Annotated in this window: 24 protein-coding genes; 17 read left to right on the top strand and 7 right to left on the bottom strand. The window is 62.0% G+C overall.

The window, feature by feature from the left end; genetic code table 11:
- Positions 1-8: 8 nt before the first annotated feature.
- From AMK05_RS31040 to AMK05_RS31015, 6 genes are all read left to right on the top strand, one after another.
- Positions 9-1,274 (top strand): ABC transporter substrate-binding protein, encoded by a 1,266-nt coding sequence (locus tag AMK05_RS31040; RefSeq protein ID WP_064844102.1) that lies wholly within the window; start codon positions 9-11, stop codon positions 1,272-1,274.
- A 66-nt stretch (positions 1,275-1,340) separates the two neighbouring features.
- Positions 1,341-2,327, top strand: a complete 987-nt coding sequence (locus AMK05_RS31035) for a carbohydrate ABC transporter permease (protein WP_064844099.1) — start codon at positions 1,341-1,343, stop codon at positions 2,325-2,327.
- Positions 2,327-3,157: a carbohydrate ABC transporter permease gene (locus AMK05_RS31030; RefSeq protein ID WP_064844097.1), complete on the top strand. Its 831-nt coding sequence runs from the start codon at positions 2,327-2,329 to the stop codon at positions 3,155-3,157. The genes AMK05_RS31035 and AMK05_RS31030 overlap by 1 nt, the downstream gene beginning before the upstream one ends.
- A 12-nt stretch (positions 3,158-3,169) precedes the next feature.
- Entirely contained in the window at positions 3,170-4,195 is a 1,026-nt protein-coding gene (locus AMK05_RS31025; RefSeq protein ID WP_064844095.1) for an ABC transporter ATP-binding protein, read from the top strand.
- Positions 4,196-4,257: 62 nt separating this feature from the next.
- Positions 4,258-5,043 (top strand): ThuA domain-containing protein, encoded by a 786-nt coding sequence (locus tag AMK05_RS31020; RefSeq protein ID WP_064844093.1) that lies wholly within the window; start codon positions 4,258-4,260, stop codon positions 5,041-5,043.
- Between the two features lie 104 nt (positions 5,044-5,147).
- On the top strand, positions 5,148-6,185 hold the full coding sequence (locus tag AMK05_RS31015; protein WP_064844090.1) for a Gfo/Idh/MocA family protein: 1,038 nt from the start codon (positions 5,148-5,150) through the stop codon (positions 6,183-6,185).
- A 47-nt stretch (positions 6,186-6,232) separates the two neighbouring features.
- Here AMK05_RS31015 and AMK05_RS31010 read toward each other — a convergent pair whose 3' ends face one another.
- The 6 genes from AMK05_RS31010 to AMK05_RS30985 form a co-directional block, all read right to left on the bottom strand.
- Entirely contained in the window at positions 6,233-6,625 is a 393-nt protein-coding gene (locus AMK05_RS31010; RefSeq protein ID WP_064844087.1) for a DUF4112 domain-containing protein, read from the bottom strand.
- Between the two features lie 42 nt (positions 6,626-6,667).
- Entirely contained in the window at positions 6,668-7,741 is a 1,074-nt protein-coding gene (locus AMK05_RS31005) for an alcohol dehydrogenase family protein (protein WP_064844085.1), read from the bottom strand.
- Positions 7,742-7,755: 14 nt separating this feature from the next.
- On the bottom strand, positions 7,756-9,135 hold the full coding sequence (locus AMK05_RS31000) for an aspartate aminotransferase family protein (RefSeq protein ID WP_064844083.1): 1,380 nt from the start codon (positions 9,133-9,135) through the stop codon (positions 7,756-7,758).
- 26 nt (positions 9,136-9,161) lie between these two features.
- Positions 9,162-10,658, bottom strand: a complete 1,497-nt coding sequence (locus AMK05_RS30995) for an NAD-dependent succinate-semialdehyde dehydrogenase (protein WP_064844081.1) — start codon at positions 10,656-10,658, stop codon at positions 9,162-9,164.
- Between the two features lie 225 nt (positions 10,659-10,883).
- Positions 10,884-11,366, bottom strand: a complete 483-nt coding sequence (locus AMK05_RS30990; RefSeq protein ID WP_064844078.1) for an Lrp/AsnC family transcriptional regulator — start codon at positions 11,364-11,366, stop codon at positions 10,884-10,886.
- Positions 11,367-11,399: 33 nt separating this feature from the next.
- Positions 11,400-12,002 (bottom strand): amino acid synthesis family protein, encoded by a 603-nt coding sequence (locus AMK05_RS30985; RefSeq protein ID WP_064844075.1) that lies wholly within the window; start codon positions 12,000-12,002, stop codon positions 11,400-11,402.
- Between the two features lie 307 nt (positions 12,003-12,309).
- Here AMK05_RS30985 and AMK05_RS30980 point away from each other — a divergent pair, with 307 nt between their 5' ends.
- The 9 genes from AMK05_RS30980 (at position 12,310) to AMK05_RS30940 (ending at position 21,852) form a co-directional block, all read left to right on the top strand.
- Positions 12,310-14,112, top strand: coding sequence for a helix-turn-helix domain-containing protein (locus AMK05_RS30980; protein WP_064844073.1), 1,803 nt, complete (start codon positions 12,310-12,312; stop codon positions 14,110-14,112).
- A gap of 163 nt (positions 14,113-14,275) precedes the next feature.
- Positions 14,276-15,268: a flavin reductase gene (locus AMK05_RS30975; protein WP_064844071.1), complete on the top strand. Its 993-nt coding sequence runs from the start codon at positions 14,276-14,278 to the stop codon at positions 15,266-15,268.
- A gap of 1 nt (position 15,269) precedes the next feature.
- On the top strand, positions 15,270-16,784 hold the full coding sequence (locus tag AMK05_RS30970) for an aldehyde dehydrogenase (RefSeq protein WP_064844069.1): 1,515 nt from the start codon (positions 15,270-15,272) through the stop codon (positions 16,782-16,784).
- A gap of 38 nt (positions 16,785-16,822) precedes the next feature.
- On the top strand, positions 16,823-17,905 hold the full coding sequence (locus tag AMK05_RS30965; protein ID WP_064844067.1) for an LLM class flavin-dependent oxidoreductase: 1,083 nt from the start codon (positions 16,823-16,825) through the stop codon (positions 17,903-17,905).
- Positions 17,906-17,907: 2 nt separating this feature from the next.
- Positions 17,908-18,717 (top strand): alpha/beta fold hydrolase, encoded by an 810-nt coding sequence (locus AMK05_RS30960; RefSeq protein ID WP_064844065.1) that lies wholly within the window; start codon positions 17,908-17,910, stop codon positions 18,715-18,717.
- The gene (locus AMK05_RS30955) at positions 18,710-19,099 is read left to right on the top strand and encodes a carboxymuconolactone decarboxylase family protein (protein ID WP_064844063.1); all 390 of its coding nucleotides are present in this window, start codon (positions 18,710-18,712) and stop codon (positions 19,097-19,099) included. Before AMK05_RS30960 ends, AMK05_RS30955 begins: the two co-directional genes overlap by 8 nt.
- 143 nt (positions 19,100-19,242) lie before the next feature.
- Positions 19,243-20,076, top strand: a complete 834-nt coding sequence (locus AMK05_RS30950) for a transporter substrate-binding domain-containing protein (RefSeq protein ID WP_064844061.1) — start codon at positions 19,243-19,245, stop codon at positions 20,074-20,076.
- Between the two features lie 61 nt (positions 20,077-20,137).
- Positions 20,138-21,112, top strand: a complete 975-nt coding sequence (locus AMK05_RS30945) for an amino acid ABC transporter permease (protein ID WP_064844058.1) — start codon at positions 20,138-20,140, stop codon at positions 21,110-21,112.
- A complete protein-coding gene (locus AMK05_RS30940; protein ID WP_064844056.1) occupies positions 21,109-21,852 on the top strand; it encodes an amino acid ABC transporter ATP-binding protein in 744 nt (247 codons plus the stop codon). The genes AMK05_RS30945 and AMK05_RS30940 overlap by 4 nt, the downstream gene beginning before the upstream one ends.
- Before the next feature lie 179 nt (positions 21,853-22,031).
- Here AMK05_RS30940 and AMK05_RS30935 read toward each other — a convergent pair whose 3' ends face one another.
- On the bottom strand, positions 22,032-22,529 hold the full coding sequence (locus AMK05_RS30935) for an Lrp/AsnC family transcriptional regulator (RefSeq protein WP_064844054.1): 498 nt from the start codon (positions 22,527-22,529) through the stop codon (positions 22,032-22,034).
- Between the two features lie 101 nt (positions 22,530-22,630).
- Here AMK05_RS30935 and ehuR point away from each other — a divergent pair, with 101 nt between their 5' ends.
- Complete coding sequence (ehuR, locus tag AMK05_RS30930; RefSeq protein WP_064844976.1) at positions 22,631-24,016, top strand: MocR-like ectoine utilization transcription factor EhuR; 1,386 nt, start codon at positions 22,631-22,633, stop codon at positions 24,014-24,016.
- Between the two features lie 122 nt (positions 24,017-24,138).
- Positions 24,139-24,924, top strand: coding sequence for an ectoine/hydroxyectoine ABC transporter ATP-binding protein EhuA (gene ehuA, locus AMK05_RS30925; protein WP_064844052.1), 786 nt, complete (start codon positions 24,139-24,141; stop codon positions 24,922-24,924).
- Positions 24,925-24,930 lie beyond the last annotated feature (6 nt).

The raw sequence follows: 24,930 nt of genomic DNA, 5'->3' as shown, positions 1-24,930 counted from the left end.
AGGAGATCATGAAACAGTTTGCATTAGGCTTGTCGGCGCTCGGCGTCGCCATCGCAGTCGCCGGTCCGATCCGTGCCGCTGAAATTTCATTTGCCGCCAACACCACGGGCAAAAACGTCGAATTCCTCAACAAGCAACTGGCGATTTTCGAGAAGGAGACCGGCAATCAGGTCAAGCTCGTCACCATGCCCTCATCGAGCAGCGAGCAGTTCTCCCAATATCGCCTGTGGCTCGCCGCCGGAAACAAGGACATCGACGTTTATCAGACCGACGTCATCTGGGCGCCGCAGCTTGCCGACCAGTTCATCGATCTGAAGGAGGCCACCAAGGACGTAGCCGGCCAGTTCTTCCCGTCGATCATCGCCTCGCAGACCGTCAATGGCCGGCTCGTGGCGCTGCCGCTGTTTACCGACGCTCCGGCGTTGTTTTACCGGAAGGACCTGCTCGAAAAATATGGCAAGCAGCCGCCGAAAACCTGGGACGAGATGGCCGCAACCGCCAAGGAAGTTCAGGATAAGGAACGCCAGGCCGGACAGAAGGACCTCTGGGGCTACGTGTTCCAGGGCAACTCCTATGAGGGCCTGACCTGCAACGCGCTGGAGTGGGTGAAGTCTTCGGGCGGCGGCCAGATCGTCGAGCCGGACGGGACGATCTCGATCAACAACGACAAGGCGGCGGCTGCGCTCGAACGCGCCAAGGGCTGGATCGGCACCATCTCACCGCCTGGCGTGCTCGCATATCAGGAAGAAGAATCGCGCGGCGTCTGGCAGACCGGCAACGCCGTCTTCATGCGCAATTGGCCCTATGCCTATTCCCTCGGCAACGGTGCCGACAGCGCCGTGAAGGGCAAGTTTGATGTCATGACGCTGCCGGTTGCCGCAGCCGGCGACAAGCCGTCCTCAACGCTCGGCGGCTGGAATCTGGCGGTTTCGAAATATTCCGAAAAGCAGGACGCAGCCATCGCGCTGGTAAAATTCCTGGCGTCGAAGGACGTTCAAAAGGCGCGGGCCATCGAGCTGTCCAACTTGCCGACACTGACCGACCTCTACGACGACAAGGATGTTGCCGCCGCACAGCCCTTCATGCCGAACTGGAAACCCATCTTCCAGGATGCGGTGCCGCGTCCTTCGGCGACCGCTAAGGTCAAGTACAACGAAGTGTCTTCGAAGTTCTGGACCGCGGTGCACAACACGCTGTCCGGCAGCGGCTCAGCTGCCGAGAACCTCGAGCTTCTTGAAGCCGACCTCACGACGCTCAAGGGCGACGCCTGGTAAGATTCCGGCCGGCGGCTGTGAAGCCGCCGGCCCGGTTTCGGACGAGCGAACGGGGAGAGGCGTTTCATGACTGAAATCGTAGTTTCGCAAGCAGCTGAACCAAGGATTTCCCATCTCAGAACCTCCACGGAGCTGCGATCCGAACGCGTTCGATCCGCCTGGATGTTTCTGGCACCAACGCTGTTGATCCTGGCAATCGTCGCCGGCTGGCCGCTGTTCAGAACGATCTATTTCAGCTTTACGAATGCGTCGCTCAACGATCTCGGCAATGCTCGGTTCGTCGGCTTTGACAACTATTTGTCGTGGGTGACGCTGAAGAGCGGCAGGACCGTCTATCGCGGGCTGCTCGCCGATCCGGTCTGGTGGAAAGCCGTCTGGAACACTGTCAAGTTCACTGTCCTTTCGGTCGTGATCGAGACCGTGCTAGGATTGATCGTCGCTTTGGTGCTGAACGCCCGGTTCGTCGGGCGCGGGATCGTTCGGGCCGCAATCCTCATTCCCTGGGCGATCCCGACGATCGTGTCGGCCAAGATGTGGGCCTGGATGCTCAACGATCAATTCGGCATCCTGAACGACATCCTGCTCGGCTTCGGCCTGATCAGTCAGAAGATTGCCTGGACCGCCAATCCGGAAACGGCGATGATCGCCGTCCTGATCGTCGACGTCTGGAAGACGACGCCCTTCATGGCGCTTCTGATCCTTGCCGGACTGCAGATGGTTCCGGGCGATATCTATGAGGCTGCAAAGATCGACGGCGTCAATCCGGTCAAGGTCTTCTGGCGTCTGACGCTGCCGCTGATCCGCCCGGCCATCATGGTTGCCGTGATCTTCCGGATGCTGGATGCGATGCGCATCTTCGATCTGATCTATGTGCTGACGCCCAACAATGCGCAGACGAAGACCATGTCGGTCATGGCGCGCGAGAACCTGTTCGATTTCGACAAGTTCGCCTACGGCGCCACCGCCTCGACGGTGCTTTTCCTGATCATTGCCTCCGTCACCATCCTTTATATCTGGCTCGGCCGCGTCAGGCTCGGCGGGGAGGAAGGCTGATGCTGTTGTCGATCACCAGGAATACGCTCTTCTACCTGCTCGTCACGATCATCGTCATCATTGCGGTCTTTCCGTTCTACTATGCAATCCTCACGAGCCTGAAGACCGGCACAGCCCTTTTCCAGGTCGATTACTGGCCGACCTCGATCTCGTTCGGCAACTATACCTCCGTGATGGGCCAGGGCGGGTTCGTCCGCAGTCTTGCGAATTCCGCGATGATTGCCTGTGTCGTGGTTTCGGCGTCGCTATTGCTTTCGATCACCGCTTCCTTCGCCTTGGCACGGGTGCATTTCCGCGGGCGGGCGCTGTTGATGCTGACCATCCTCTCGGTTTCGATGTTTCCGCAGATTGCCGTTCTGGCCGGACTCTTCGAGCTCATTCGCTGGATCGGCATCTTCAACACGCCCTTCGCGCTGATCTTTTCCTACATGATCTTCACGCTGCCGTTCACCGTCTGGGTGCTGACGACTTTCATGCGTGAGTTGCCGATCGAGATCGAGGAGGCGGCGATCGTCGATGGGGCCTCACCGTGGGTCATCGTCACACAGGTGTTCATGCCGCTGATGTGGCCGGCGCTGGTGACGACAGGACTGCTCGCCTTCATCACCGCGTGGAATGAGTTCCTTTTTGCGCTGACGTTCACGTCGTCGGATACGCAGAGAACCGTCCCGGTCGCCATCGCCCTGCTTTCGGGCAACAGCGAGTTCGAGATCCCCTGGGGCAACATCATGGCGGCTTCGGTGATTCTCACCGTGCCGGTGGTCGTGCTCGTTTTGATATTCCAGCGCCGGATCATTTCGGGGCTGACCGCCGGCGGCGTCAAGGGTTGAGGGAGTAGGAATATGGCAGAGATCCGACTGGAGAATATCCGCAAGAGCTTCGGCGCCTTCGAGGTGATCAAGGGCGTGACAATGGACATCCGCCGCGGCGAGTTCATGGTGTTCGTTGGACCGTCGGGATGCGGCAAGTCCACGCTGCTCCGGCTTATCTCCGGCCTCGAGGACATCACCTCAGGGACGCTTTCCTTCGACAGCCAGATGGTAAACCAGCACGCGCCGTCGAAGAGAGGGATCGCCATGGTGTTCCAGTCCTACGCGCTCTATCCGCATATGACGGTTTTCGACAACATGGCTTTCGGCATGAAACTGTCAGGACGCACCAAGGACGAATGCCGCAAGCGGGTTGAACAGGCGGCCGGCATGTTGCAGCTCTCATCTTACCTGGAGCGCCTGCCGCGACAGCTTTCCGGCGGACAGCGTCAGCGCGTCGCAATCGGTCGGGCAATCGTCCGCGATCCCAAGGTCTTTCTCTTCGACGAGCCGCTATCCAATCTCGATGCGGCGCTGCGCGTGGCGACGAGGCTGGAAATCGCCAAGCTTCATCGCAGCATGCACGATACGACGATGATCTATGTGACGCATGATCAGGTCGAGGCCATGACGCTCGCCGATCGGATCTGCGTGCTGAGGGACGGCGTCGTCGAGCAGATCGGTACGCCGCTGGAACTTTACGAAAGCCCCAATTCGCTCTTCGTGGCCGGCTTCATCGGTTCGCCGAAAATGAACTTTCTGTCGGGCGAACTGGCGCAGCCCTACGGCAGCCATTCGGTCGGCGTGCGCGCGGAGCATGTTCGCATCGCGCCCGAGTCGCCGGTTTGGAGCGGCACGGTCGTCCATTCGGAAATCCTCGGCTCCGATAGCTTCGTCTACGTGGATATCGGGACGGACGAGCCGCTCATCGTGCGGGAAGCCGGGGTTTCCCGCCATGAGCCGGGCCAGACGCTTGGCCTTTCCCCGCTTGCCGGCCACGTCCACCGTTTCGACCATTCGGGCCGTGCGCTCGAGCGACAATCGATGCAGGCTGCCTGATCTTACCAGGATCGATGCTCCTCCCAAGGCTCGATCCGTTTTTATGACAAGGAGAGAATGACATGACCATTCGCACCATCGTGTGGGGTGAAAACATTCATGAGAATACCGACGCAATCGTCCGCGGTATCTATCCCGAGGGCATGCATACGACGATCGCCAATGCGCTGAATAGCGATCCCGCGATCTCGGCGACGACGGCGACGCTGCAGGAGCCGGAGCATGGGCTGAGCGAGGCCCGCATTGCCGAGACCGACGTGCTGACCTGGTGGGGCCACAAGGATCACGGCGCGGTCTCCGACGTCGTCGTCGAGCGCGTTGCCAAGCGCGTCTGGGAGGGCATGGGCCTGCTCGTCCTGCATTCCGGCCATTTCTCCAAGATCTTCAAGCGGCTGATGGGCACGCCCTGCGCGTTGAAATGGCGGGAGGCCGGCGAGCGCGAGCGGTTGTGGACGATCAACCAGCGGCACCCGATCGCCGCCGGCATCGGCGAGCATTTCGAACTCGAGAACGAGGAAATGTATGGCGAGCAGTTCTCGGTGCCGGAGCCGCTTGAAACGGTGTTCATCTCCTGGTTCCAGGGCGGGGAAGTGTTCCGCTCGGGCCTGACGTGGCGCCGCGGCGCCGGCAACATCTTCTATTTCCGCCCCGGCCACGAGACCTATCCGACCTATCACGACGCCACCGTCCAGAAGGTGCTGATCAACGGCGTCAAGTGGGCCTATAACCCTCAAGGCGCGTTGACCAGCATTGTCGACGCTCCAAATGTGCCGGTAGAAAAGGCACTGGAGCCGATCGTCGAACGCGGCCCGAGACTGCATCAGGCCGGCGAAGCCGGTTACCGCTAAGAGATGAGACGCCGTGGGCGCGAGCGGCCTCGCTCGGCCGCGCAAGACGCCGCGATGATCTCGCGGCCGCTCACGCTTTGATTGATAACCATGAGGATAAAAGAATGCGCTTGATCATTCTCGGTACCGGAGGATGGGCAAATACCCATGCCATGCATTTTTCGGAAATCGCCGGCGTCAAACTTGTTGCCGCCGTCGACACGGACGAGGTCCGGCTGCGGGCCTTCGCGCTCAGGCATGCTATCCCGCTGACGTTCACGTCGCTCGATGACGCCCTTGCCTGGGGAGAGTTTGACGCCGTCACCAATGTCACGCCAGATCGCGCGCATTATTCCACGACGATGAAGTTGCTTGGCGCCGGCAAGCATGTGCTCTGCGAGAAGCCGCTGGCGGTCAACTATCGCGAAGCCAAAGAGATGGCCGATGCCGCCGCCGCGTCCGGCAAGGTCACGATGGTGAACCTGACCTATCGCAATGTGGCGCCGCTGCAGGCAGCGCGCAAAATGGTGCTGGACGGGCGTCTCGGCGCCATCCGCCATTTCGAAGCCTCCTATCTGCAGAGCTGGCTGGTCTCGAAGGCCTGGGGCGACTGGACCAAGGAATCGCAATGGCTCTGGCGGCTGTCGACGAAGCACGGCTCGAACGGCGTGCTGGGCGATGTCGGTATCCACATTCTCGACTTCGCGGTTTTTGCCGCCGGAAGCGATGTCAAATCGGCCGCATCGCATCTCAAGGTGTTCGACAAAAGTCCCGGGAACCGGATCGGCGAGTATGATCTCGACGCAAACGACAGCTTCCTGATGATGGCCGAGCTTGAAAACGGTGCAGCCGGCGTCATCCACGCGACGCGCTGGGCGACCGGCCATCTGAACGAATTGCGCCTGCGCCTGCATGGAGACAAGGGCGCCCTGGAGGTCGTGCACACGCCTGAAGGCTCCACCCTTAGGGTCTGTGTAGGCGCCGATGCCGACAAGGCGACCTGGCGTGCGATCGAGGTCGGTCCGGTCCTCACGAACTTCCAGCGATTTGCAAACGCCGTGCAAAAGGGGCAGCCGGACGAGCCGGGTTTCGGCCACGCGGCCAAGCTGCAATTCGTCCTTGATCACGCCGTGAAGACGGCGGGCGCACTGACCGATCTTTAGGCAAAGACGCTACGGCATGGGCGGCTTCTGCAGATTGCTCGGCTTCGTCAGATGGGCCGGTTCAGCTCGTCCTCGCTCACGCCGAAGTGGTCGAGGATGATGGCCACGTTGCGGCGGTGAGACTTGAAATAGACGTCGAAAATATCGCCGATCAGGGGAACCGTGCCGCAGGCGGCGTCGACGCCGAGATTGACCGCCATGCGGGCGAGCTTGTGGGCGGGAAGGCCGAGCCGCCTTGCCTCGTCGATGATGAAAAGCCCGATCAGCGATCCGGCAATGTCACCGACGGCCGGGATGAGGCCGAGGACTGAGTCCGCGCCGATCCGCACGCCGACGACCGGCAATCGAACCGCCGTATCCATCAGACGGGCTATGCCGGCAGCGCGGCGAATTCGCCCGAGTTCGGCAGAGGTGAGGTATGTCGTTTTGCCCGTGTCCATGGCCGTGAAACGCCGCAAAACCGATAAGGTTCGCCTGCGCTGCTATCTCTGATCGGGCACCACGACCAGTTTGCCGACGAAGTTCTTCGCCATGAAATCGGTCTGGGCGTGGTGGAATTCCGACAGCGGATAGACGCCGCCGACGAGGGGCCGGATCTTCCGGCTTTCGATATAGCCGACGAGCCGGCGGAAATCGGCACGGCTTCCCTGGCTCGAGCCGTGCAGCTCCAGCTGCTTCAGATACATGGTCCTGAGGTCGAGCTGGACGACCGGGCCGGCGATGGCGCCGGCCGTGGTATAGCGGCCTTCGGGGCGCAGGATCTTCAGGAGGTCGTTGAACAGCGGCCCGCCGACGAGATCGGCGACGACATCGATCGGCTGGCCGCGGCTGACGGAATGCACGGCTTCGACCAGATCGCCCTTGCCGCGAGTGACGACCGCTTCGGCGCCGATCTCGAGCATCGCCGCCTCCTTGCCGGGACCGGCGACTGCGATCGGGATGGCGCCGCGGGCACGCGCAAGCTGGATGATCGCCGAGCCGACGCCGCCCGAGGCGCCGGTGACGAGGACGCGTTCGCCGGCGGCAAGCCGCGCCCTCTCGAGCATGCGCTCGCCGGTCAGATAGGCGCAGCAGAAGGTGGCGAGTTCGACATCGGTCAGATCGGTTGCGACGACATGGGCGTTCTCGGCCGGCAGCGCCATATATTCGGCATAACCGCCGTCGCGGCCATGGCCCATGTAATCGATGTCGGCAAGGCTGTCGTCGTCACGGTTGTAGATCGAGAAGTCGACCATGATGCGTTCGCCGATACGTAGGGGATCGACGCCGGCGCCAACGCCGACGATATGACCGACCGTATCGGTGCCCTGGATGCGTGGGAAGGTCAGCGTATTGCCCTGCCGGCGCCAGCTGGAGACGGCGGAGGGATCGTCCTCGGTGCCGTAGGCGCCCTGTCGCACCCAGACGTCGGTATTGTTCATGCCGCAGGCGGTGACGCGGATCAGCACTTCGCCCTCCGCCGGCGTCGGGACGGGCACGTCCCTGTCGTAGACGAGCTTCTCCAAACCGCCATGACCGGTCAGCAATACGGCCGCCATCTTTTCCGGGATCGTCATGCGGGCTGTTCTCCTCAGTTGCTCTTGAAGACCGTTTCGATCGCGTCCACTGCGGCCTTCACCACGATGTCGGCTTCCTCACGCGTCAGGCAGAGCGGCGGGGCGAAGCCGAGGATGTCGCCCTGCGGCATGGCGCGGCCGATGACCCCGCGTTCGAGAAGGGCGGCTGCGACCTGCGGGCCGATCTTGCGCCCGGCATCGAAGAATTTTCTATCGTCCCTGTCCTCGACGAATTCGATTGCCGCCATCAGCCCGTCGCCGCGGACGTCGCCGACATTGCGGTGGCTGCCCACCGCTTTTGCCAGTTCCGAGCGGAAATAAGCGCCGGTCGCGCCGGCATTTTCGACAATGCCGAGTTCGTCGATCAGTTCGAGATTGGCAATGCCGGCGGCAGCACAGATTGGATGGGCGGAATAGGTCCAGCCGTGGCCGATCGCTCCCAATTCATCGGAACCCTGGACCAGCACCTGCCACATCTTGTCCGAAACGATGCTGCCGGAGAGGGGAGCATAGGCGGAGGTCAGGCCTTTGGCGATGGTGATCAGATCCGGCTTCATGTCGTAATGATCCGAGCCGAACATGGTGCCGAGACGGCCGAAGCCGGTGACGACCTCGTCGGCGACGAGCAGGATGTCGTATTTGTCGAGCACCGCCTGGATCTTCTGCCAATAGCTTTGCGGCGGCGGCACGATGCCGCCGGTGCCGAGGATCGGTTCGCCGATGAAGGCAGCGATCGTCTCGGGACCTTCGGTGAGGATCATCTCTTCCAGCCTGTCGGCGCAATATTGCGAGAACTGCTCCTCGTCCATCGAACGGTCGGGCCGGCGGAAATAATAGGGTGCTTCGGTGTGAAGGATTGGTGCGCGCGGCAGGTCGAAGGCATTGTGGAAGAGCGCCAGGCCGGTGAGGCTGCCGGTCAGGACGCCGGAGCCGTGATAACCGCGCCAGCGCGAAATGATCTTCTTCTTGTCGGGCCGGCCGAGGATGTTGTTGTAGTACCAGATGAGCTTGATGTTGGTCTCATTGGCGTCCGAGCCCGAAAGACCGAAATAGACACGGCTCATGCCAGCAGGCGCGCGGTCGATGATCATCTTCGAAAGCGCAATCGAGGCTTCCGTGCCGTGGCCGACATAGGCGTGGTAATAGGCGAGATCCTTCGCCTGTTCGGCGATCGCGTCGGCGATCTTCTGGCGGCCATAGCCGACATTGACACAATAGAGCCCGGCAAAGGCGTCGAGGCTTTTGCGTCCCGTCGTGTCGGTGATGTAGACGCCTTCGCCGCCGGCGACGACGCGGGTCGGCGTCTCGCCGCGCGCATGCATGCCCATGTGGGTGGAGGGATGGAAGAAATGATCGCGGTCCCAGGCGGTGAGTTCGTTGCTTTTCTCGAGCATGTCCTGTCCTCTTCTTGAAATGGTGCTCAGGCGGCGGTGTCGATGCAGAGATATTTGAGCTCGGTGAAGGCTTCGAGCCCGTGGCGTGAGCCCTCGCGGCCAAGACCGGATTGCTTCCAGCCGCCGAAGGGGATCGGGCCGCCGGTGATCTTCACGCGGTTGACCGCGACCATGCCGTACTCCAGCGCCCGGCCGAGGCGCATCTGCCGGGCGCCGTTCTCGGTAACGACATAGGCGACGAGGCCGTATTCGGTATCGTTGGCACGGGCGACGACCTCGTCTTCGGTGTCGAATGTGGTCAGTGCCGCCACAGGCCCGAAAGTCTCCTCGCGCATGATCAGGGCACCTGCCGGCACATCCGTCAAAAGCGTCGGCTCGTAGAATAGCCGGCCGGCCTTATGGCGCCTGCCGCCGGTGACGAGCCGGGCGCCCTGCGCCAGCGCGTCGGCGACCTGCTCCTCGATCTTGACGACGGCGCGCTCATGCATCAGCGGCCCGATCTCGCTTCCATTCTCAAGCCCGGCGCCGACCTTCAGCGCGGCGATGCGGGCGGCAAAGGCCTTGGCGAAGGCATCGGCGATCGAGCGCTGAACAAAGATGCGGTTGGCAGCAAGGCAATCCTGGCCGGATGTGGCGAACTTGGCGTCGACGGCCATCTCGACCGCCTTATCGACGTTGGCGTCGGCGAAGACGATCAGCGGAGCGTGGCCGCCGAGTTCCATCACCAGCCGCTTCAGGGTGGGGGCGCATTGGCTGACAATAAGCTTGCCGATGCTTGTCGAACCGGTAAAGCTCAAAGCACGTACCCGGATGTCGTCACAGAGAGCGCCCACAATCGGCGCGGCTTGGCCGGTAACGACATTGAAGACACCGGCAGGAATGCCGGCCCGTTCGGCCAGTTCGGCAAGGGCAAGCGCTGAAAGCGGTGTCTCGGAGGAGGGGTGGGCGACGACCGTGCAGCCGGCTGCAAGGGCTGCGGCAGCCTTGCGCGCGACCATGGCGGAGGGAAAATTCCAGGGCGTGACAATGCCGACAACGCCGAGCGCCTCGCGCCGGACGATCATTTCCGCGTCCGGCAGATGGCTGGTGACACTTTCGGCATTCAACCGCTTGCCTTCCTCGGCATACCATTCGAGGAAGGAGGCGGCATAATCGATTTCGCCGCGCGATTCCGCCAGCGGCTTGCCCTGCTCAAGCGTCATGATCAGCGCCAGATCCTCCTTGGCCGCGAGCATCAGCTCGTGCCACTTCCGCAGGATCGCCGCCCGGTTCTGCGGCAGCATGGCACGCCAGGCGGCAAAAGCCTCTGACGCGGCATCGATCGCCGCCTCTATCTCGTCCGTGCCAAGGCTTGCAACCCAAGCCAGCGTCGCCGAGGAGGCCGGATCGGTAACCTCGAAACTTTCGCCGGTTTTGCCGGCGATCCAGCGGCCGCCGACATAGGCGAGATCGCGCAGGAGATGGCGGTCGGAAAGTCGCGACAGCGCATCATGATAGGCGGGGCGGGCAAAAACGGCAGTCATGTCCAGTCTCCTCGTGGCGGTGACGTAAGTCTTCCACGGGAGCGGGCGAGAGATTGTCTGTTGGTGGAGGCGAAAAGAGAGAGACGGTCTAAAGAAGGGTGGCGTGGCAGAGAGATCGTCTAGCGCATAACCCCGAAATCGATATTCGGAAAGGTTTATGCGCCAGTTCAAAGTGTTAGCGCGTCCTTAGCGCATCCTTTTGGACGCGCTCTGGCGCGCGGTCTGTTATTCATCTGATCCGGCGAAGGAAGCGACCGGAAGCACCGTTTCCTCCTTCACCGTCTTGGTGACGATGTAGGTGAAGTAGCGGTCGATGCCGAGTTCGCGGTCGAGAAGCCCGTCGACCAGCCGCTGATAGGCGTCGATATCGGGCGCGATGATCTTCAGGATGTAATCGACACCGCCGCCGACCGACCAGCAGGCGACGATCTCCGGGATTGCGGCGACGGCCCGCTCGAAGCGTTCGAAATCCGCCTGGCGGTGGTTGGCGAGGGTCACCTCCATCATGACGCTGGCGACCGGCGCGATGCGCCGTGGAGCGATGCGGGCGTGGTAGCCGGTGATCACGCCTGCCTTTTCGAGCTTGCGCAGCCGCATCCAGCACGGCGTCGGCGATAGCCCGGCCTTTTCGGCCAGCGCCAGCTTGGTGATGCGGCCGTCGCGCTGGACGGCGTCGAGAATGCGCAGGTCGATGGCGTCGAGCTTCATCCCACCTCCCGCCAAGATCAGCTCCTGCGCTCGTCAAATGCCCGACAACGTCACGGCCTTTTCCGCTTCCATCTCTGCGATATCCTGGAAGCGGTCGGCGATGCGCGCATGGGCGCGACCGCTATCCGAAGCGCCGATCGCCACTATGATCTCGTCGGGACCAGGCGCATCAGCAATCTGGAAATTGGCTGTCAGAAAATGCGATCGCTTGCCGTTTTCGCTCTTGTGCATCATCGGCAAGGAAAGGAGAGCCCCCGGTGCATTGCGCGTGTTGGCAAATTCAAGATAGTTTGTGCCGCCGATCGCTTCGCGGAAAGGATTGCCGAAACGCAGTGTGTGGATCATTGCCGAGGCATGCTCGATTTCGCCATTGATTCCGACCGCCGCCGCTTTCCCACAAGCCTCTATCTGCTCGGGGCCTATCTGGCGCAACAGCCGACCGGTCATTTCGTGGCTGAGCTCCCCAGCAATGCGGCTGATCTCCGGCCTGAGATCTTCGACAAAGCCGCGGCCGGCCCAGGGATTTTGGATCACGGCTGCGACCACGACGATATTGACGGGCCGTGAGGCGGCCCTGCCGCCTTCGATGAGGGTTTCTTCCAGGAAAGTCGTGAATTTTCTGATGCCGAGGGTCATGTGAAAAACCGCTGAAAATGAAAACTTGCGCCAAGCTACAGCGGCGGCGGAAAATTTCTTCCTATGTCCGAAGGAAGAGCTTGCGGAAAGATCCTGCGAAAGCAAGCAGGACACCGGTCCCGAGACTTGCTGGGCCAGACAATGCCTTTGCGGAAATCGGCGGCGGCGCAACGGCGATGCTCAAGATTGCAGGGTATGACGTCCTATTTTCGCCGGAAGACAGATCGATTGTTTCCTATGAAACCAAGTAGCTTTGTCCGATGGGGGCGCGCATACTCGCTGACGGATGTCAACGAGGCGAAAACGATTGGATCAGAGGTTCCGTGTATTGTCGCTGCGAGACGTCGCCAGTCAGATCAACAGCGGCGGCGATCTCCAGGCCGTTCTCCAGCAGCTGATTGCCGCCGCTTGCCGTCATGCCGACTGGGCGTTGGGATCGATCATGAGCATCGATGCCGCGCATGGTTACGCCTATGTCATCGTACGCTACGATCCGACACTGATAGAGCGGCAGCTGCCGGACAAATGGGAACTGGCGACAAGCCCGTCCTTAATCGCGCTGCAGCGAAACGAGCCCGTCTATATCCCCGATGCGCGCGAGTCCGCCGAGTTTCCCGGCTATCGGGCGGAAGCCTTCGATCGCGACTACCGCACCGTCTTGGTCTTGCCCATGAACTGCAAGGATGCGGAAGGCCGGCCGATGGTCCTCAGCGTCATCGCCCGACAGATCACCGAAGTATCGGAGGACGATCTTGCCTTCCTCGGCACCATCATCCATCTGGGCGCAATCGCCGTGGAGCGCGAACACCGGCTTGAAGCCGAGAAGCGGTCGGCGCAGCGGCTCGAGCGAGCCCTGAAAGCGCATACGTCGCTGCTCGAGCATGTGCTCAGCGACGGCTCGGTCGCACCGCTTTCGGCGATGGTCGGAATGATGCTGCCGAACCCGACGGTGGTGATCGACTTCACCGCCAATCAGGTGATCGCCGGGCGCCCACCGAACGCGCTATACGACGAGACCTCCTGGCCGGAAGCCGCTTCCACGACTCTCGCCCGGCCGCTGATGAAGGCGGCGCGTGATGCGATCGAACACGGCACGACGAATGCGGCCAACCTTTTTCTCGACGACGGCATACAACGTTTCAAGATCTCCGCTCGCATCGAGGCGCTGATGGTCGACAATCAGCTGGTCGGAGCGCTGATCATCTTCCCGACCTCCCGGGAATTCAGCGATCTTGACTTACTGATGCTCGACAGCGCCAAATTCGCGCTGAGCGTCCAGATGATGCGCAGCTTCATCCGGTTCCGTTTTGAAACCCGGACGCAGAGCGAGCTGTTCTTCGAAATCGTCGAGGCCCGGTGGGGGGACGCCGGCGATGTCGCGCAACGGGCTCAGCGGCTCGGATTGAGCTTCGCCGTCCCGCAGCAAATGATCGTCGTCGATTTCCCCGATAAGACAAAGGCCTTCGGCGGGGCGTCCGTCGATGTCGAACACACGCTGACGCGCATTATGCAACAGGCTTCGGTGCAGGCGAATCTGATCGCGATCGACGGCGGTGTCGTTTGCCTCATGCCCTATGACACGAGCAAGCGTCAGGAGCGCACGGCCAAGCTCACCCGCCGCATCGCCGAGGAACTCGGCCGCTATTTCGGCGAGGCGCCCGTTGTCGTCTCAGGCAACCGCTGTGATACGCTACCCGATTACCCGGCGGCTTGGGAGCGGTGCGGCCGCATGATCCGCATCGGCCGTTCCTTTGGATTGACCGGTGCTATTTCAGCTCAGGACTTCGGGCCGCTTCCGATGTTGGTTGCAGCCTCGGAAGCCGGCGACGTGCGTAGTTTTGTCCAGGAAAGTGTTGGCGCTATCGCCGAGCACGATCGCGAAAACGGGACGCCCTATATGGAAACGCTCTCCACCTATCTGCAGGAGGGGTGCCGCAGCCAGGCCTGCGCCGATACGATGGGCCTGCACGTTACGACGCTGCGCTACCGGCTCTCGCGCATTCAGGAGCTCTTCGGCGTTGATGTCGAGACTCCGGAAAAGCGCTTTGCCGTCGAATTGGCAATCCGTCTGCACGGCGTCATCGACAATCGCTCGACCGCCCAAAGATAGTTCTCCGCCCCTTATATACGCTCGTTCGAGGCGCTGCCCCTCGCGCCGTTTTGTCTCCTCTGGATCGAGGCAGAAGTTTTCCACCCCATCCTACGAAGCCAGGGAAGAACGGCCGAAGCGGCAGCGATAGCCTCCCTTCAACAAGCAGAGGAGGCTCGAAGGCATGGCGGAGACAGCGGCGAGGACGGATGCCCCGATCGACCCGATCGCACTGCGCCGGGCCTTCGGAACCTTCGTGACGGGTGTGACCGTCATCACCACGCGCGACGAGGACGGGACCCCGCGCGGCATGACCGCGAATTCGTTTACATCAGTGTCGCTCGATCCGCCGCTGCTTCTCGTCTGCGTCGCGAAGGCGGCCTCCAGCTATCGGGCCTTCACCAATGCCGGCTGCTTTGCGGTCAATATCCTTCATGAAGGTCAGGTCGATATCTCAGGCACATTCGCCTCGAAGTCTCCAGACAAGTTCCAGTCGGTCACCCACGATCACATCCATACCGGCGCGCCGGTTCTGACCGACAGTCTGACATGGTTCGACTGCACCACCTACAGCGCCGTCGATGCTGGCGACCATACGGTTCTCATCGGCCAGGTCCGCGCCTTCGGCACCAGCCCGACCGCGCCGCTCGGCTTCTGCCGCGGCCGTTACGCCAGCGTCAAGGATCCGCTGCCGGCGGGCTGGCTTGCCTCGCACGGGATGATCATCGGCTACTTGATCGAGGCCGGCGACGGCCTGCTGCTGCGCTCGGACGGGAGGGGCGGCTGGGTGCTGCCATCGGCACGCCGCCGCAAGGCCGACAGCCAGCTGGTGGTCGAGGGCGGCGATGCGCTGCGCCTCGTACCGGAAGAGACCTTCCTCTATTCCGTCTTCGACGTTGCCGACAGCGATCCCGGCTATCTCGTCTATCGCGCCCGGTTGGCAGGCGAGGGGGAAGAGGTCAACCTGCCTGCCGATCTCCGCTTCTTCGGCATCGATGATCTGCCCTACGAGGCGATCGCCACCCATGAACTGCGCTCCATGTTGCGCCGCTATGTGCGCGAGCGGCAGGCGGGCCGCTTCGGCATCTACATGGATTCCGACGATGGCGGCCGCGTCGCGATGATCGACGGCGAAGCCCGTGCCTGGCTCCAAGCCTCCCAAGACCAAGGACAGTGACATGAAGACGACAGTCAGCTCCATCGAAGGTTCGCGACAGGGCCTGTTCATCAACGGCGAATTCGTGGCGCCGAAGGCCGGCAATTACATTGCCAGCTACGATCCGACAACCGGCAAGCGGTGGTACGATCTGGCCGAAGCCGATGCCGATGATGTCGACGCTGCCGTTGCTGCCGCGAACGCCGCCTTCCGCAATCCCGCCTGGCGGCGGATGACGCAGACCGATCGCGGCGCGCTTGTCCGCCGCCTCGCCGAACTGGTGCGGGCCAGTGCCGACACGCTCGCCGAAATCGAAACGCGCGACAACGGCAAGCTTCTCAAGGAAACCCGGGCGCAGATGCGTTCGATGCCGGACAGCTATCACTATTTCGCCGGCATGGCCGATAAGCTGCAGGGCGACACGATCCCGATCAACCGGATGGACACGCTGAACTTCAATCTGCGCGAACCGCTCGGTGTGGTCGGGATGATCACGCCCTGGAATTCGCCGCTCATGCTGCTGACCGGCACGCTGGCCCCCTGCCTGGCGATCGGCAACACCGTCGTCATCAAGCCGTCGGAACACGCGACCGCCTCGACGCTGGCGCTGGCCGAACTCATTCACGAGGCGGGCTTCCCGGCGGGCGTTGTCAACGTCGTGACCGGCACCGGCAAGATCGCCGGTGAGGCCCTGACTCGCCATCCCGGCGTTTCGAAATATGTCTTCACCGGCAGCACCGCCACCGGCCGCCGCATTGCCGGCAACGCGGCGGCGAACCTCGTGCCCTGCTCGATGGAGCTCGGCGGAAAGTCGCCGCATGTTGTGTTCGGCGACGTCGAAATCGAGCATGCGGTCAACGGGGTCGTCTCGGGCGTCTTCGCCGCGGCCGGACAGACCTGCGTTGCCGGTTCGCGCTGCTTCGTCGAGGCCGGCATCTACGACAAGTTCATCGATGCGCTGGTCGCACGCACCGGCCGCATCCGCGTCGGTCTGCCGACCGCCGACGATACCGATATCGGCCCGCTGGCGCTTTCCGACCAGTTGCAGAAGGTCGAGGGCTATGTCGCCTGGGGCGTCAAGGAAGGCGCCAAGATCGCCGCTGGCGGACGCCGCCCGCAAAAGGAAGGTCTGGCGAGCGGCGGCTGGTACTACGAGCCGACGGTCATGGTCGATGCGCAGAACGACATGGGCTTCATGCGCGACGAGATCTTCGGCCCCGTCGTCGGCGTCATGCCGTTCCGCGACGAGGCGGAGATGATCGCTCTCGCCAACGATAGTCATTACGGCCTCGCCTCCGGCATCTGGACCAAGGATATCGACCGGGCGCTGCGCTTCGCCAACCAGATCGAGGCGGGCACCGTCTGGGTCAATACCTACCGCTCGGCCTCCTTCATGTCCGCCAATGGCGGTTTCAAGGAGAGCGGTTACGGACGGCGCGGCGGCTTCGAGGTGATGCACGAGTTCACGCGGCTGAAGAACGTGATCATCGATTATTCCGGGGCGATGCAGGATCCGTTCGTCATCCGCTTGAAGTGACGACACACAAGAAACGAACCCGAAAGGGAGGCTAGCAGATGAAATTCGCAGTATCGCTGACCATGGAACGCTTCTCGCCCGACGTCCCGATGTCGACGGCCAAGCACAACCTTCTGGCGCTCGCCCGCATGGCCGACGAGGGTGGCTTCGAGGCGCTGTGGACCGCCGAGCACCACACGATCGAATGCACGATTTCGCCGAACCCGTTCCAGACGCTGGTGTGGCTGGCGCAGCATACGCAGCAGATCCGCCTCGGCACCTCGACGCTGGTGGCGCCCTACTGGAGCCCGATCCGGCTGGCCGGGGAATCGGCGCTCTGCGACCATCTCACCAACGGCCGCCTGGAATTCGGGATCGCCCGCGGTTCCTACCAGTACGAGTTCGACCGCATGGCAGGCGGTATGCCCCAGCAGGAAGGCGTCGCCTATATGAAGGAGATCGTGCCGGCGGTGAAGAAGCTCTGGGCCGGCGATTATGCCCATGACGGTCACTACTGGAATTTCCCGACCGCCACCTCGGTGCCGAAGCCGCTGCAACGGCCGCATCCGCCGATTTGGGTTGCGGCGCGCGATCCTGGCACCTTCGACTGGGCGATCGCCAACGGCGCCAGCATCCTTTCGACGCCGCTTTCGGCGCCGGCAGCCGAGATCCAGGTTCTCTCCGACAAGTTTCACAAGGCGGTAGCCGATCATCCGGAAGTGCCACGCCCCCGCTTCATGATGCAACGCCGCACCTGCGTCTACGACAAACCGGATGGCTGGGAGACAGCCGTCAAGCACAGCATGGATTACGGCCGTGCTTTCGAAAACCTGATGCAGAATATCGGCAGGGTGCGCGAAGGCTTTCCGGAGGCCGTGCCCTACGAGGCGGTGAAGGGCAAGGACAACTACAATCCGGACAATATCCGCAAGAACCTGATGTTCGGTACGCCCGACGAGGCGATCGAGAAGCTGCTGGTGTTCGAAGCCGCCGGCGTCGATCAATATTGCCTCGGTCTCACCTTCAATCTGCCGTTCGAACTGCAGAAGCGGACGCTGGAGCTGTTCATCAGGGAAATCATGCCCTTCTTTGCGGCGCGCGAGCAAGAGAAGGAACAGAAGCGCACGGCAGCGGCGAACTGATCATGGGAGAGGCACAGCGCCATACCGTCGGAGATGTGACGCTCAACTACCGCATCGACGGCAGCGGCGATCCGCTCGTCTGCATCCACGGCGTCGGATCCTATCTCGAAGCCTGGTCGGGTGTCGTCCAACGTCTCAAGGACCAGTTCACGGTCCTGACCTTCGATCTGCGTGGCCATGGCCATTCGAGCCGGATCAAGGGCCGCTATGAGATCGACGATTTCGTCGACGAGGCGCTGGCGCTGGCCGACAAGGCTGGGTTCCAGACCTTCAATCTCGCCGGCTTCTCGCTCGGTGGCCTGATCGCCCAGCGTCTGGCGCTGACCCATCTCGACCGGCTGCGCAAGCTGATGCTGCTGTCGACGGTCGCCGGCCGCACACCGGAGGAACGGACGCGAGTGCTGGAGCGGCTGGCGGCACTGCAGGCAGGGACGCCTGCCGACCACCACAATGCCTCGCTGTCGCGCTGGCTGACGGAAGAATTTCAGGAGAACAACCCCGCGGTGATCGCGCGGCTTCGTGAGCGCGATGCGGAGAATGATCCGGACTGTTACGCCGCCGCCTACCGGGTGCTGGCGGAGACGGATTTCGGCGGCTTCCTCGACCAGATCCGCTGCCCGACGCTGATTGCAACGGGCGAGGAGGATGCCGGATCCAATCCACGCATGGCCCGCTACATGCACGAGCGCATCCCGGGCTCGACGCTCAGCATCCTGCCTGGATTGCGCCACTCCATCCTGATCGAGGCGCCGGAAACGGTTGCGAATTTGATGCGCGGCTTCCTGACTCGCGAGGAGACGACCCATGGATGAGACACTCAGAAAGAATGGCGAGGCCGTCAGGCGCAAGGTTCTCGGCGACGACTATGTCGACCGGGCGATGAACAATGCCGACAGCTTTTCCGCTCCTTTCCAGGACGTTCTCAACGAATATTGCTGGGGTGCGGCCTGGACCGACGAAGGGCTCGATCTCAAGCAGCGTAGCCTTCTCAATCTCGGCATGCTCGCGGCGCTTAACCGCATGCATGAATTCGGCATCCACTTTCGCGGCGCCATTCGCAACGGGCTGACGGACGACGAATTGCGGGCCGCTCTCGTGCAAATCGCAATCTATTGCGGCATTCCCGCCGGCGTAGAAGCCTTCCGGGTTGCCCGCTCCGTTCGCGACGAGATGCGCCAGAAAGGAGAGTTCTGACTTCCCCGGTTTGAAGGAACGAGCGGTCTGCCGCTGCTTCCCATCGCCGGAAGACGAAAAGGTCTCTCCGACTGCAAGATTGCATGACGGTACGGGAATGAGCCCGGGCCAAAACCAAGAATGACAATAAAGGGAACCATCGCATGAACAGACTGACCAAGATGACTGCGGCCGCCGCGTCGCTCGCTATTGTGCTGGCTGCCGTTCCGGCCAATGCCGGCGCCGTACTCGACCGCGTGCTGGCGGCCAAGGACCTGAAGGTCGCGACCGACGCCAACTGGGCGCCGCAATCCTTCATGAACGACAAGAACGAACTTGACGGTTTCGACATCGACGTTGCCAAGGATATCGGCAGGCGTCTCGGTGTGAAGGTCGAATTCGTAACACCCGGCTGGGACATCATCACGGCCGGCAATTGGGCGGGCCGTTGGGACATGCATGTCGGTTCGATGACGCCGACCAAAAAGCGTGCCGAGATCTTCGACTTCCCGGCCGTTTATTATTACACGCCGGCTGCTGTCGCCGCGCACAATGACAGCAAGGCAACCAAGCTCTCCGATCTTGACGGCAAGGTCGTCGGGACCACGGCCACCTCCACCTTCGAAGCCTATGCGAAAGGCGACCTGACGCTCGATGCCGCCGGTGCGCCTGCCTTCAAATACGAGTTCAAGCCGAAGGAAGTGAAGTCCTACGCCAATTCGACCACCGCCTTCGACGATCTGCGCCTCGGCGACGGCACCCGTCTCGATGCCGTCGTCTCGTCGCTGCCGAGCATTCTCGACGCCGTCAAAGCCGGTTACCCGATCAAACAGATCGGCGACCCCGTCTTCTACGAACCGCTCGCCGTTGCCATCGAACATGGCGACAAGGCGTTCAACGACAAGATCGCCGAAGCCGTGAAGGGCATGCAGTCCGACGGCACGCTGAGCAAGCTTTCGGTAAAATGGTACGGCGTGGACTACACGGTCGTAAAATAACCGCCGCCAGACCCAGACGGTCCGGACATCCGGACCGTCGATTTGCCGCAAGGGGCAAGACATGCTTTATCCCGATACAGTCGAATCCGAAGTACTCGTCCATAAGCCGTGGTTCGTCGCGACGCTGTTTGCCGTGGCGCTGGCGTTTTTCCTGATGTTTAATATGACCGGTACAACGATGGGCGAATTGATGCGTCCCGTCATCGGCGATCCCGCTGCCAGCGGCTTTTACGGTCGTTTCGCCATCGCTTTCGTCATCGCCTTGCTGTTCGTTTTTAATGTCGTGCTGATCGGCTTTGCGTCCCTGCGGGTGCAGATCGCCATTGTCTGGCTGGAACTGCTCGGCCTCTTTTTGGCGTTCTTTGCGACATTCCATCTGAGCCTGCCGTTCATCGCCGAAAAACTGCCGTTCATGATCACCCAGGGCCTGGTGACGACGATCTACGTCTCTGCGGTCTCGATCGTGATCGCCTCGGCAATTGCCATATTGGGTGCCGTCGCCAAGCTCTCGACCAACGGCTTCGCCTATGCGATTGCCAGTTTCTACACCTCGTTCTTCCGTGGCCTTCCGCTGTTGATGCAGGTCTATCTGATCTATCTCGGCTTGCCGCAGCTGGGCTTCGTCATCGACGCAGTGCCCGCCGGTATTCTTGCGCTCTCGCTCTGCTACGGCGCCTATATGACCGAGATCTTCCGTTCGGGCATTCAGAGCATCGATCGCGGCCAGTGGGAGGCCTCGCGCTCGATCGGCTTCGGCTTCGGCATCACCATGCGCAAGATCATCCTGCCGCAGGCGCTGCCCGTCATCATTCCGCCGACCGGCAACCAGTTTATCTCGATGCTGAAGGACAGCTCGCTGGTCTCCGTCATCGGCGTCTGGGAACTCATGTTCCTGGCCCGCACGCTGGGCCAGAAGACCTTCCAGCACATGGAGATGCTGATTTCCGCCGCCATGCTCTACTGGATCATGTCGATCTGCCTCGAGCTTATCCAAGCGCGTATCGAACGTCATTATGCCAGGAGCAAAGTCCGATGAACGGCGACAAGATCATTGAAGCGAAAAACGTTTCGAAGTGGTACGGCGCCTTTCAGGTGCTGAAGGATATCAATCTTACGGTCAGCAAGGGCGAGCGGATCGTCGTCTGCGGTCCTTCGGGATCCGGCAAGTCAACGCTGATCCGCTGCTTCAACCGGCTGGAGGCGCATCAGGAGGGGGAGATCACCGTCAACGGCATCACCCTGCACAACAAGATGCGCAATGTCGGCGACGTCCGGAAGAATGTCGGCATGGTGTTCCAGCACTTCAACCTCTTCCCGCATATGACGGTGCTGATGAACTGCATGGTCGGGCCGATGTGGATCAAGGGCGTGCCGGCGGCCGAGGCGAAGAAGACAGCGCTGAAATTTCTGGAGCGCGTGCGTATCCCCGAACAGGCCAACAAATATCCGATCCAGCTATCGGGGGGCCAGCAACAGCGCGTCGCCATTGCCAGGTCGCTCTGCATGCAGCCGGCAGTCATGCTGTTCGACGAGCCAACCTCGGCGCTGGATCCCGAAATGGTCTCGGAGGTGCTCGAAACCATGACCGGTCTTGCCAAGGACGGCATGACCATGGTTTGCGTCACCCACGAAATGGGCTTTGCCCGCGCCGTTGCGGACCGGGTGATCTTCATGAATACAGGGCAGATCGTCGAGCAGGGGGCGCCCGAAGAATTCTTCGACAATCCGCAGCATGAGCGCACCAAGCTGTTCCTCAGTCAAATCCTTAAGCACTAGCAACATGCGGCGGAAGCGCGGCTGGTCCGAAGACTGTTGAGCGATCATCCTGTGCCGCGTTCCTCGCTGCAGATTACGCCACGCTCAGGCAGCGTCGGCAGATTATAGGATCTCTCGTCGCGATATAACTTGGCGACGGACACGCCTGCAGTTCCCATCCGGACTGGCAGAGAGATTGTCTACGACACGCTCTGGTCCTCGTCGGATCCGGTGAAGGAAGCGACCGGAAGCACTATTTCCTCCTTCACCGTCTTGGTGACGATGTAGGTGAAGTAGCGGTCGATGCCGAGTTCGCGGTCGAGAAGCCCGTCGACCAGCCGCTGATAGGCGTCGATATCGGCCGTCATGATCTTCAGGATGTAATCGACACCGCCGCCGACCGACCAGCAGGCGACGATCTCCGGGATTGCGGCAACGGCGCGTTCGAAGCGTTCGAAATCGGCCTGGCGATGATTGGCGAGCGTCACCTCCATCATGACGCTGGCGACCGGCGCGATGCGCCGTGGAGCGATGCGGGCGTGGTAGCCGGTGATAACACCTGCCTTTTCGAGCTTGCGCAGCCGCATCCAGCATGGCGTCGGCGACAGCCCGGCCTTTTCGGCGAGCGCCAGCTTGGTGATGCGGCCGTCGCGCTGGACGGCGTCGAGAATGCGCAGGTCGATGGCGTCGAGCTTCATGGTGCTTTCTTTAGAAAGAAATCATTTCAAACGCAGCGAAAAGACAATGGGAGCGCATTTTGGCATTGTCAATTGAACTGATTTTCAGCAGTGTTGAAATCATGACAAAGTGGCGCCCTGATCCCTCGCAACTCCGCCGGCCGGCCTACCTCTCGCTCGCCGAGCAGATCGCCAATGCGATCACCGACGGCAAGCTCCCCGACGGGGCGCAATTGCCGCCGCATCGCAAGCTGGCGGATGAGCTGCATCTGTCCGTGCAGACGGTAAGCCGCGCCTATGATGAGCTCAGCCGCCGCGGGCTGATATCGGGCGAGATCGGCCGCGGCAGCTTCGTCCAGACCAGGCCGCGCGAGCCGGAGCCGCCTTATCTGCCGGAGCGGCTGGGCGAGGTAATCGACCTGTCGATCCTGAAGCCGGTCTGCGAACAGATCCATCTGGAAAGGCTGCGCCAGGCCTTCGGCTGGCTTTCGGAAAACCTGCCCTCCAGCTCGGCCCTGTCGTTCCGGCCGAACATGGTCTTTCCCCGTCACCGCACGGTCGCCACCGAATGGCTGGCGCGCTGCGGGCTCGAGGTATCGCCGCTGAATGTCAGCGTGACGAATGGCGCGACCTCGGGCATGACGGTGGCGCTGATGAGCGTCGCGCCGCCCGGCTCGACGATTGCGACCGAGGCGGTCAGCCACCATACGCTGGTGCCGCTCTGTGGTTATCTCGGCCTGCACCTCGAAGGGCTGGCAATCGACGAGCAAGGCATGATCCCCGAAGCGCTGGATGAAGCCTGCCGCACGGGGCCGATCCGGGCGATCTTCCTGCAGCCCTCGGTGATCAATCCGATGGCGGCGCTGATGAGCGCCGAGCGCCGGCAGGCGCTCGCCACTGTCGCCGCCAAGCATGACATTGCGATCATCGAAAATGATATTCTCGGTCCGCTGATCGAGGACCGGGCGCCGCCAATGGCGGCGTTCGCGCCGGAGCGGACCCTCTACGTCACCAGCTTCACCAAGATCACTGTTCCCGGTCTCAGGATCGGCTACCTCGTCGCCCCCGACCGCTATGTCGCCGCCGTCGCCAACCGGCATCTCGTTTCCAGCTGGATGGCGACGCCCGCCATGGCCGAGATCGCCACCCGCTGGGTCAGTGACGGCACGGCGATGGAACTGGTCAACTGGCAGCGCCGCGCCCTTGCCGACCGCCACGCAATCGCGGCGGAGATGCTGGCTGGTCTCAGCCACCGGGCGCATCCGCAAAGCCTGCATGTATGGCTGCCGCTTTCCGGCAGCCATACGGAGGAGGGCTTCGTGTCGCAGGCGAGGCTGCGCGGCGTGGCGATCGCGCCGGGCAAATCCTTCCACACCGCCGATCACGGCTGGACGCCGGCAGTGCGTATCTCGCTCGGTTCGACGACCGAAGGCGAATTGCGAACCGGACTCGGGATCGTCGCCTCCCTGGCGCAGGGAAATCCGGAAGAGCTGCTGCTCGCGATCTGAGGTGGCCGCCGCATTCTCCAGCAGGCGCAGAATAATTGTCATGATATTATTTTGCGAATTGACATGATTTCGATGGGCCGTCATCGTTAGGACATTGCTTGTCTCAACAAGGAGAGACATGAATGCCTCAGCCCATCATCCGCATCGACAACATCGTCAAGAAATACGGTCCGCTGACCGTGCTCGACGGGCTGTCGATGAATGTCATGCCGGGTGAGAAGCTGGCACTGATCGGGCCGTCCGGCTCCGGCAAGACGACGATCCTGCGCATCCTGATGACGCTGGAGACGATCAGCGGCGGCCATATCGAGGTCGACGGCGAACAGCTCTACCATATGCCGAATGGTGGCGGACTGGTGCCGGCCGATGAGCGGCATCTGCATCGCATGCGCGAGAAGATCGGCATGGTCTTCCAGCACTTCAACCTGTTTCCGCACAAATGCGTCCTCGACAACGTGACGCTGGCGCCGATGTTGACCAAGGGCATCAAGCGGCCGCAAGCCGAGAAGCTGGCGATGGAGCTTCTCGAGATGGTCGGCCTTGCCGACAAGGCCAGAAGCGTCCCGGCGCAGCTGTCCGGCGGGCAGAAGCAGCGTGTCGCCATCGCCCGGGCGCTGGCGCTGTCGCCGAAGATCATGCTGTTCGACGAGGTGACCTCGGCGCTCGATCCGGAACTGGTCGAAGAAGTGCTGAACGTCATGCGGCGGCTGGCTTCGGAGACCGACATGACAATGCTTCTCGTCACCCACGAGATGGGTTTCGCCCATGATTTCGCCGACCGCGTGCTGTTCTTCGATCGCGGCAGGATCGTCGAGGAAGGTAAGCCCGGCGACATCTTCCGCAATCCGACGCAGGAGAGGACGCAGACCTTCCTGCGCAAGATCATCGCGGCGGGGCACCGCGTCTGACCTGAG

The organism is Rhizobium sp. N324, assembly GCF_001664485.1.
Classification (GTDB): Bacteria; Pseudomonadota; Alphaproteobacteria; order Rhizobiales; family Rhizobiaceae; genus Rhizobium.
This window is presented reverse-complemented; position numbering and strand designations above follow the sequence as displayed.

What these genes read in the sequence shown, in the direction of transcription:
- AMK05_RS31040 (WP_064844102.1), top strand. Translation starts at nt 9, where the DNA reads ATGAAACAGTTTGCATTAGGCTTGTCGGCGCTCGGCGTCGCCATCGCA.
- AMK05_RS31035 (WP_064844099.1), top strand. Translation starts at nt 1,341, where the DNA reads ATGACTGAAATCGTAGTTTCGCAAGCAGCTGAACCAAGGATTTCCCAT.
- AMK05_RS31030 (WP_064844097.1), top strand. Translation starts at nt 2,327, where the DNA reads ATGCTGTTGTCGATCACCAGGAATACGCTCTTCTACCTGCTCGTCACG.
- AMK05_RS31025 (WP_064844095.1), top strand. Translation starts at nt 3,170, where the DNA reads ATGGCAGAGATCCGACTGGAGAATATCCGCAAGAGCTTCGGCGCCTTC.
- AMK05_RS31020 (WP_064844093.1), top strand. Translation starts at nt 4,258, where the DNA reads ATGACCATTCGCACCATCGTGTGGGGTGAAAACATTCATGAGAATACC.
- AMK05_RS31015 (WP_064844090.1), top strand. Translation starts at nt 5,148, where the DNA reads ATGCGCTTGATCATTCTCGGTACCGGAGGATGGGCAAATACCCATGCC.
- AMK05_RS31010 (WP_064844087.1), bottom strand. Translation starts at nt 6,625, where the DNA reads ATGGACACGGGCAAAACGACATACCTCACCTCTGCCGAACTCGGGCGA.
- AMK05_RS31005 (WP_064844085.1), bottom strand. Translation starts at nt 7,741, where the DNA reads ATGACGATCCCGGAAAAGATGGCGGCCGTATTGCTGACCGGTCATGGC.
- AMK05_RS31000 (WP_064844083.1), bottom strand. Translation starts at nt 9,135, where the DNA reads ATGCTCGAGAAAAGCAACGAACTCACCGCCTGGGACCGCGATCATTTC.
- AMK05_RS30995 (WP_064844081.1), bottom strand. Translation starts at nt 10,658, where the DNA reads ATGACTGCCGTTTTTGCCCGCCCCGCCTATCATGATGCGCTGTCGCGA.
- AMK05_RS30990 (WP_064844078.1), bottom strand. Translation starts at nt 11,366, where the DNA reads ATGAAGCTCGACGCCATCGACCTGCGCATTCTCGACGCCGTCCAGCGC.
- AMK05_RS30985 (WP_064844075.1), bottom strand. Translation starts at nt 12,002, where the DNA reads ATGACCCTCGGCATCAGAAAATTCACGACTTTCCTGGAAGAAACCCTC.
- AMK05_RS30975 (WP_064844071.1), top strand. Translation starts at nt 14,276, where the DNA reads ATGGCGGAGACAGCGGCGAGGACGGATGCCCCGATCGACCCGATCGCA.
- AMK05_RS30970 (WP_064844069.1), top strand. Translation starts at nt 15,270, where the DNA reads ATGAAGACGACAGTCAGCTCCATCGAAGGTTCGCGACAGGGCCTGTTC.
- AMK05_RS30965 (WP_064844067.1), top strand. Translation starts at nt 16,823, where the DNA reads ATGAAATTCGCAGTATCGCTGACCATGGAACGCTTCTCGCCCGACGTC.
- AMK05_RS30960 (WP_064844065.1), top strand. Translation starts at nt 17,908, where the DNA reads ATGGGAGAGGCACAGCGCCATACCGTCGGAGATGTGACGCTCAACTAC.
- AMK05_RS30955 (WP_064844063.1), top strand. Translation starts at nt 18,710, where the DNA reads ATGGATGAGACACTCAGAAAGAATGGCGAGGCCGTCAGGCGCAAGGTT.
- AMK05_RS30950 (WP_064844061.1), top strand. Translation starts at nt 19,243, where the DNA reads ATGAACAGACTGACCAAGATGACTGCGGCCGCCGCGTCGCTCGCTATT.
- AMK05_RS30945 (WP_064844058.1), top strand. Translation starts at nt 20,138, where the DNA reads ATGCTTTATCCCGATACAGTCGAATCCGAAGTACTCGTCCATAAGCCG.
- AMK05_RS30940 (WP_064844056.1), top strand. Translation starts at nt 21,109, where the DNA reads ATGAACGGCGACAAGATCATTGAAGCGAAAAACGTTTCGAAGTGGTAC.
- AMK05_RS30935 (WP_064844054.1), bottom strand. Translation starts at nt 22,529, where the DNA reads ATGAAGCTCGACGCCATCGACCTGCGCATTCTCGACGCCGTCCAGCGC.
- ehuR (WP_064844976.1), top strand. Translation starts at nt 22,631, where the DNA reads ATGACAAAGTGGCGCCCTGATCCCTCGCAACTCCGCCGGCCGGCCTAC.
- ehuA (WP_064844052.1), top strand. Translation starts at nt 24,139, where the DNA reads ATGCCTCAGCCCATCATCCGCATCGACAACATCGTCAAGAAATACGGT.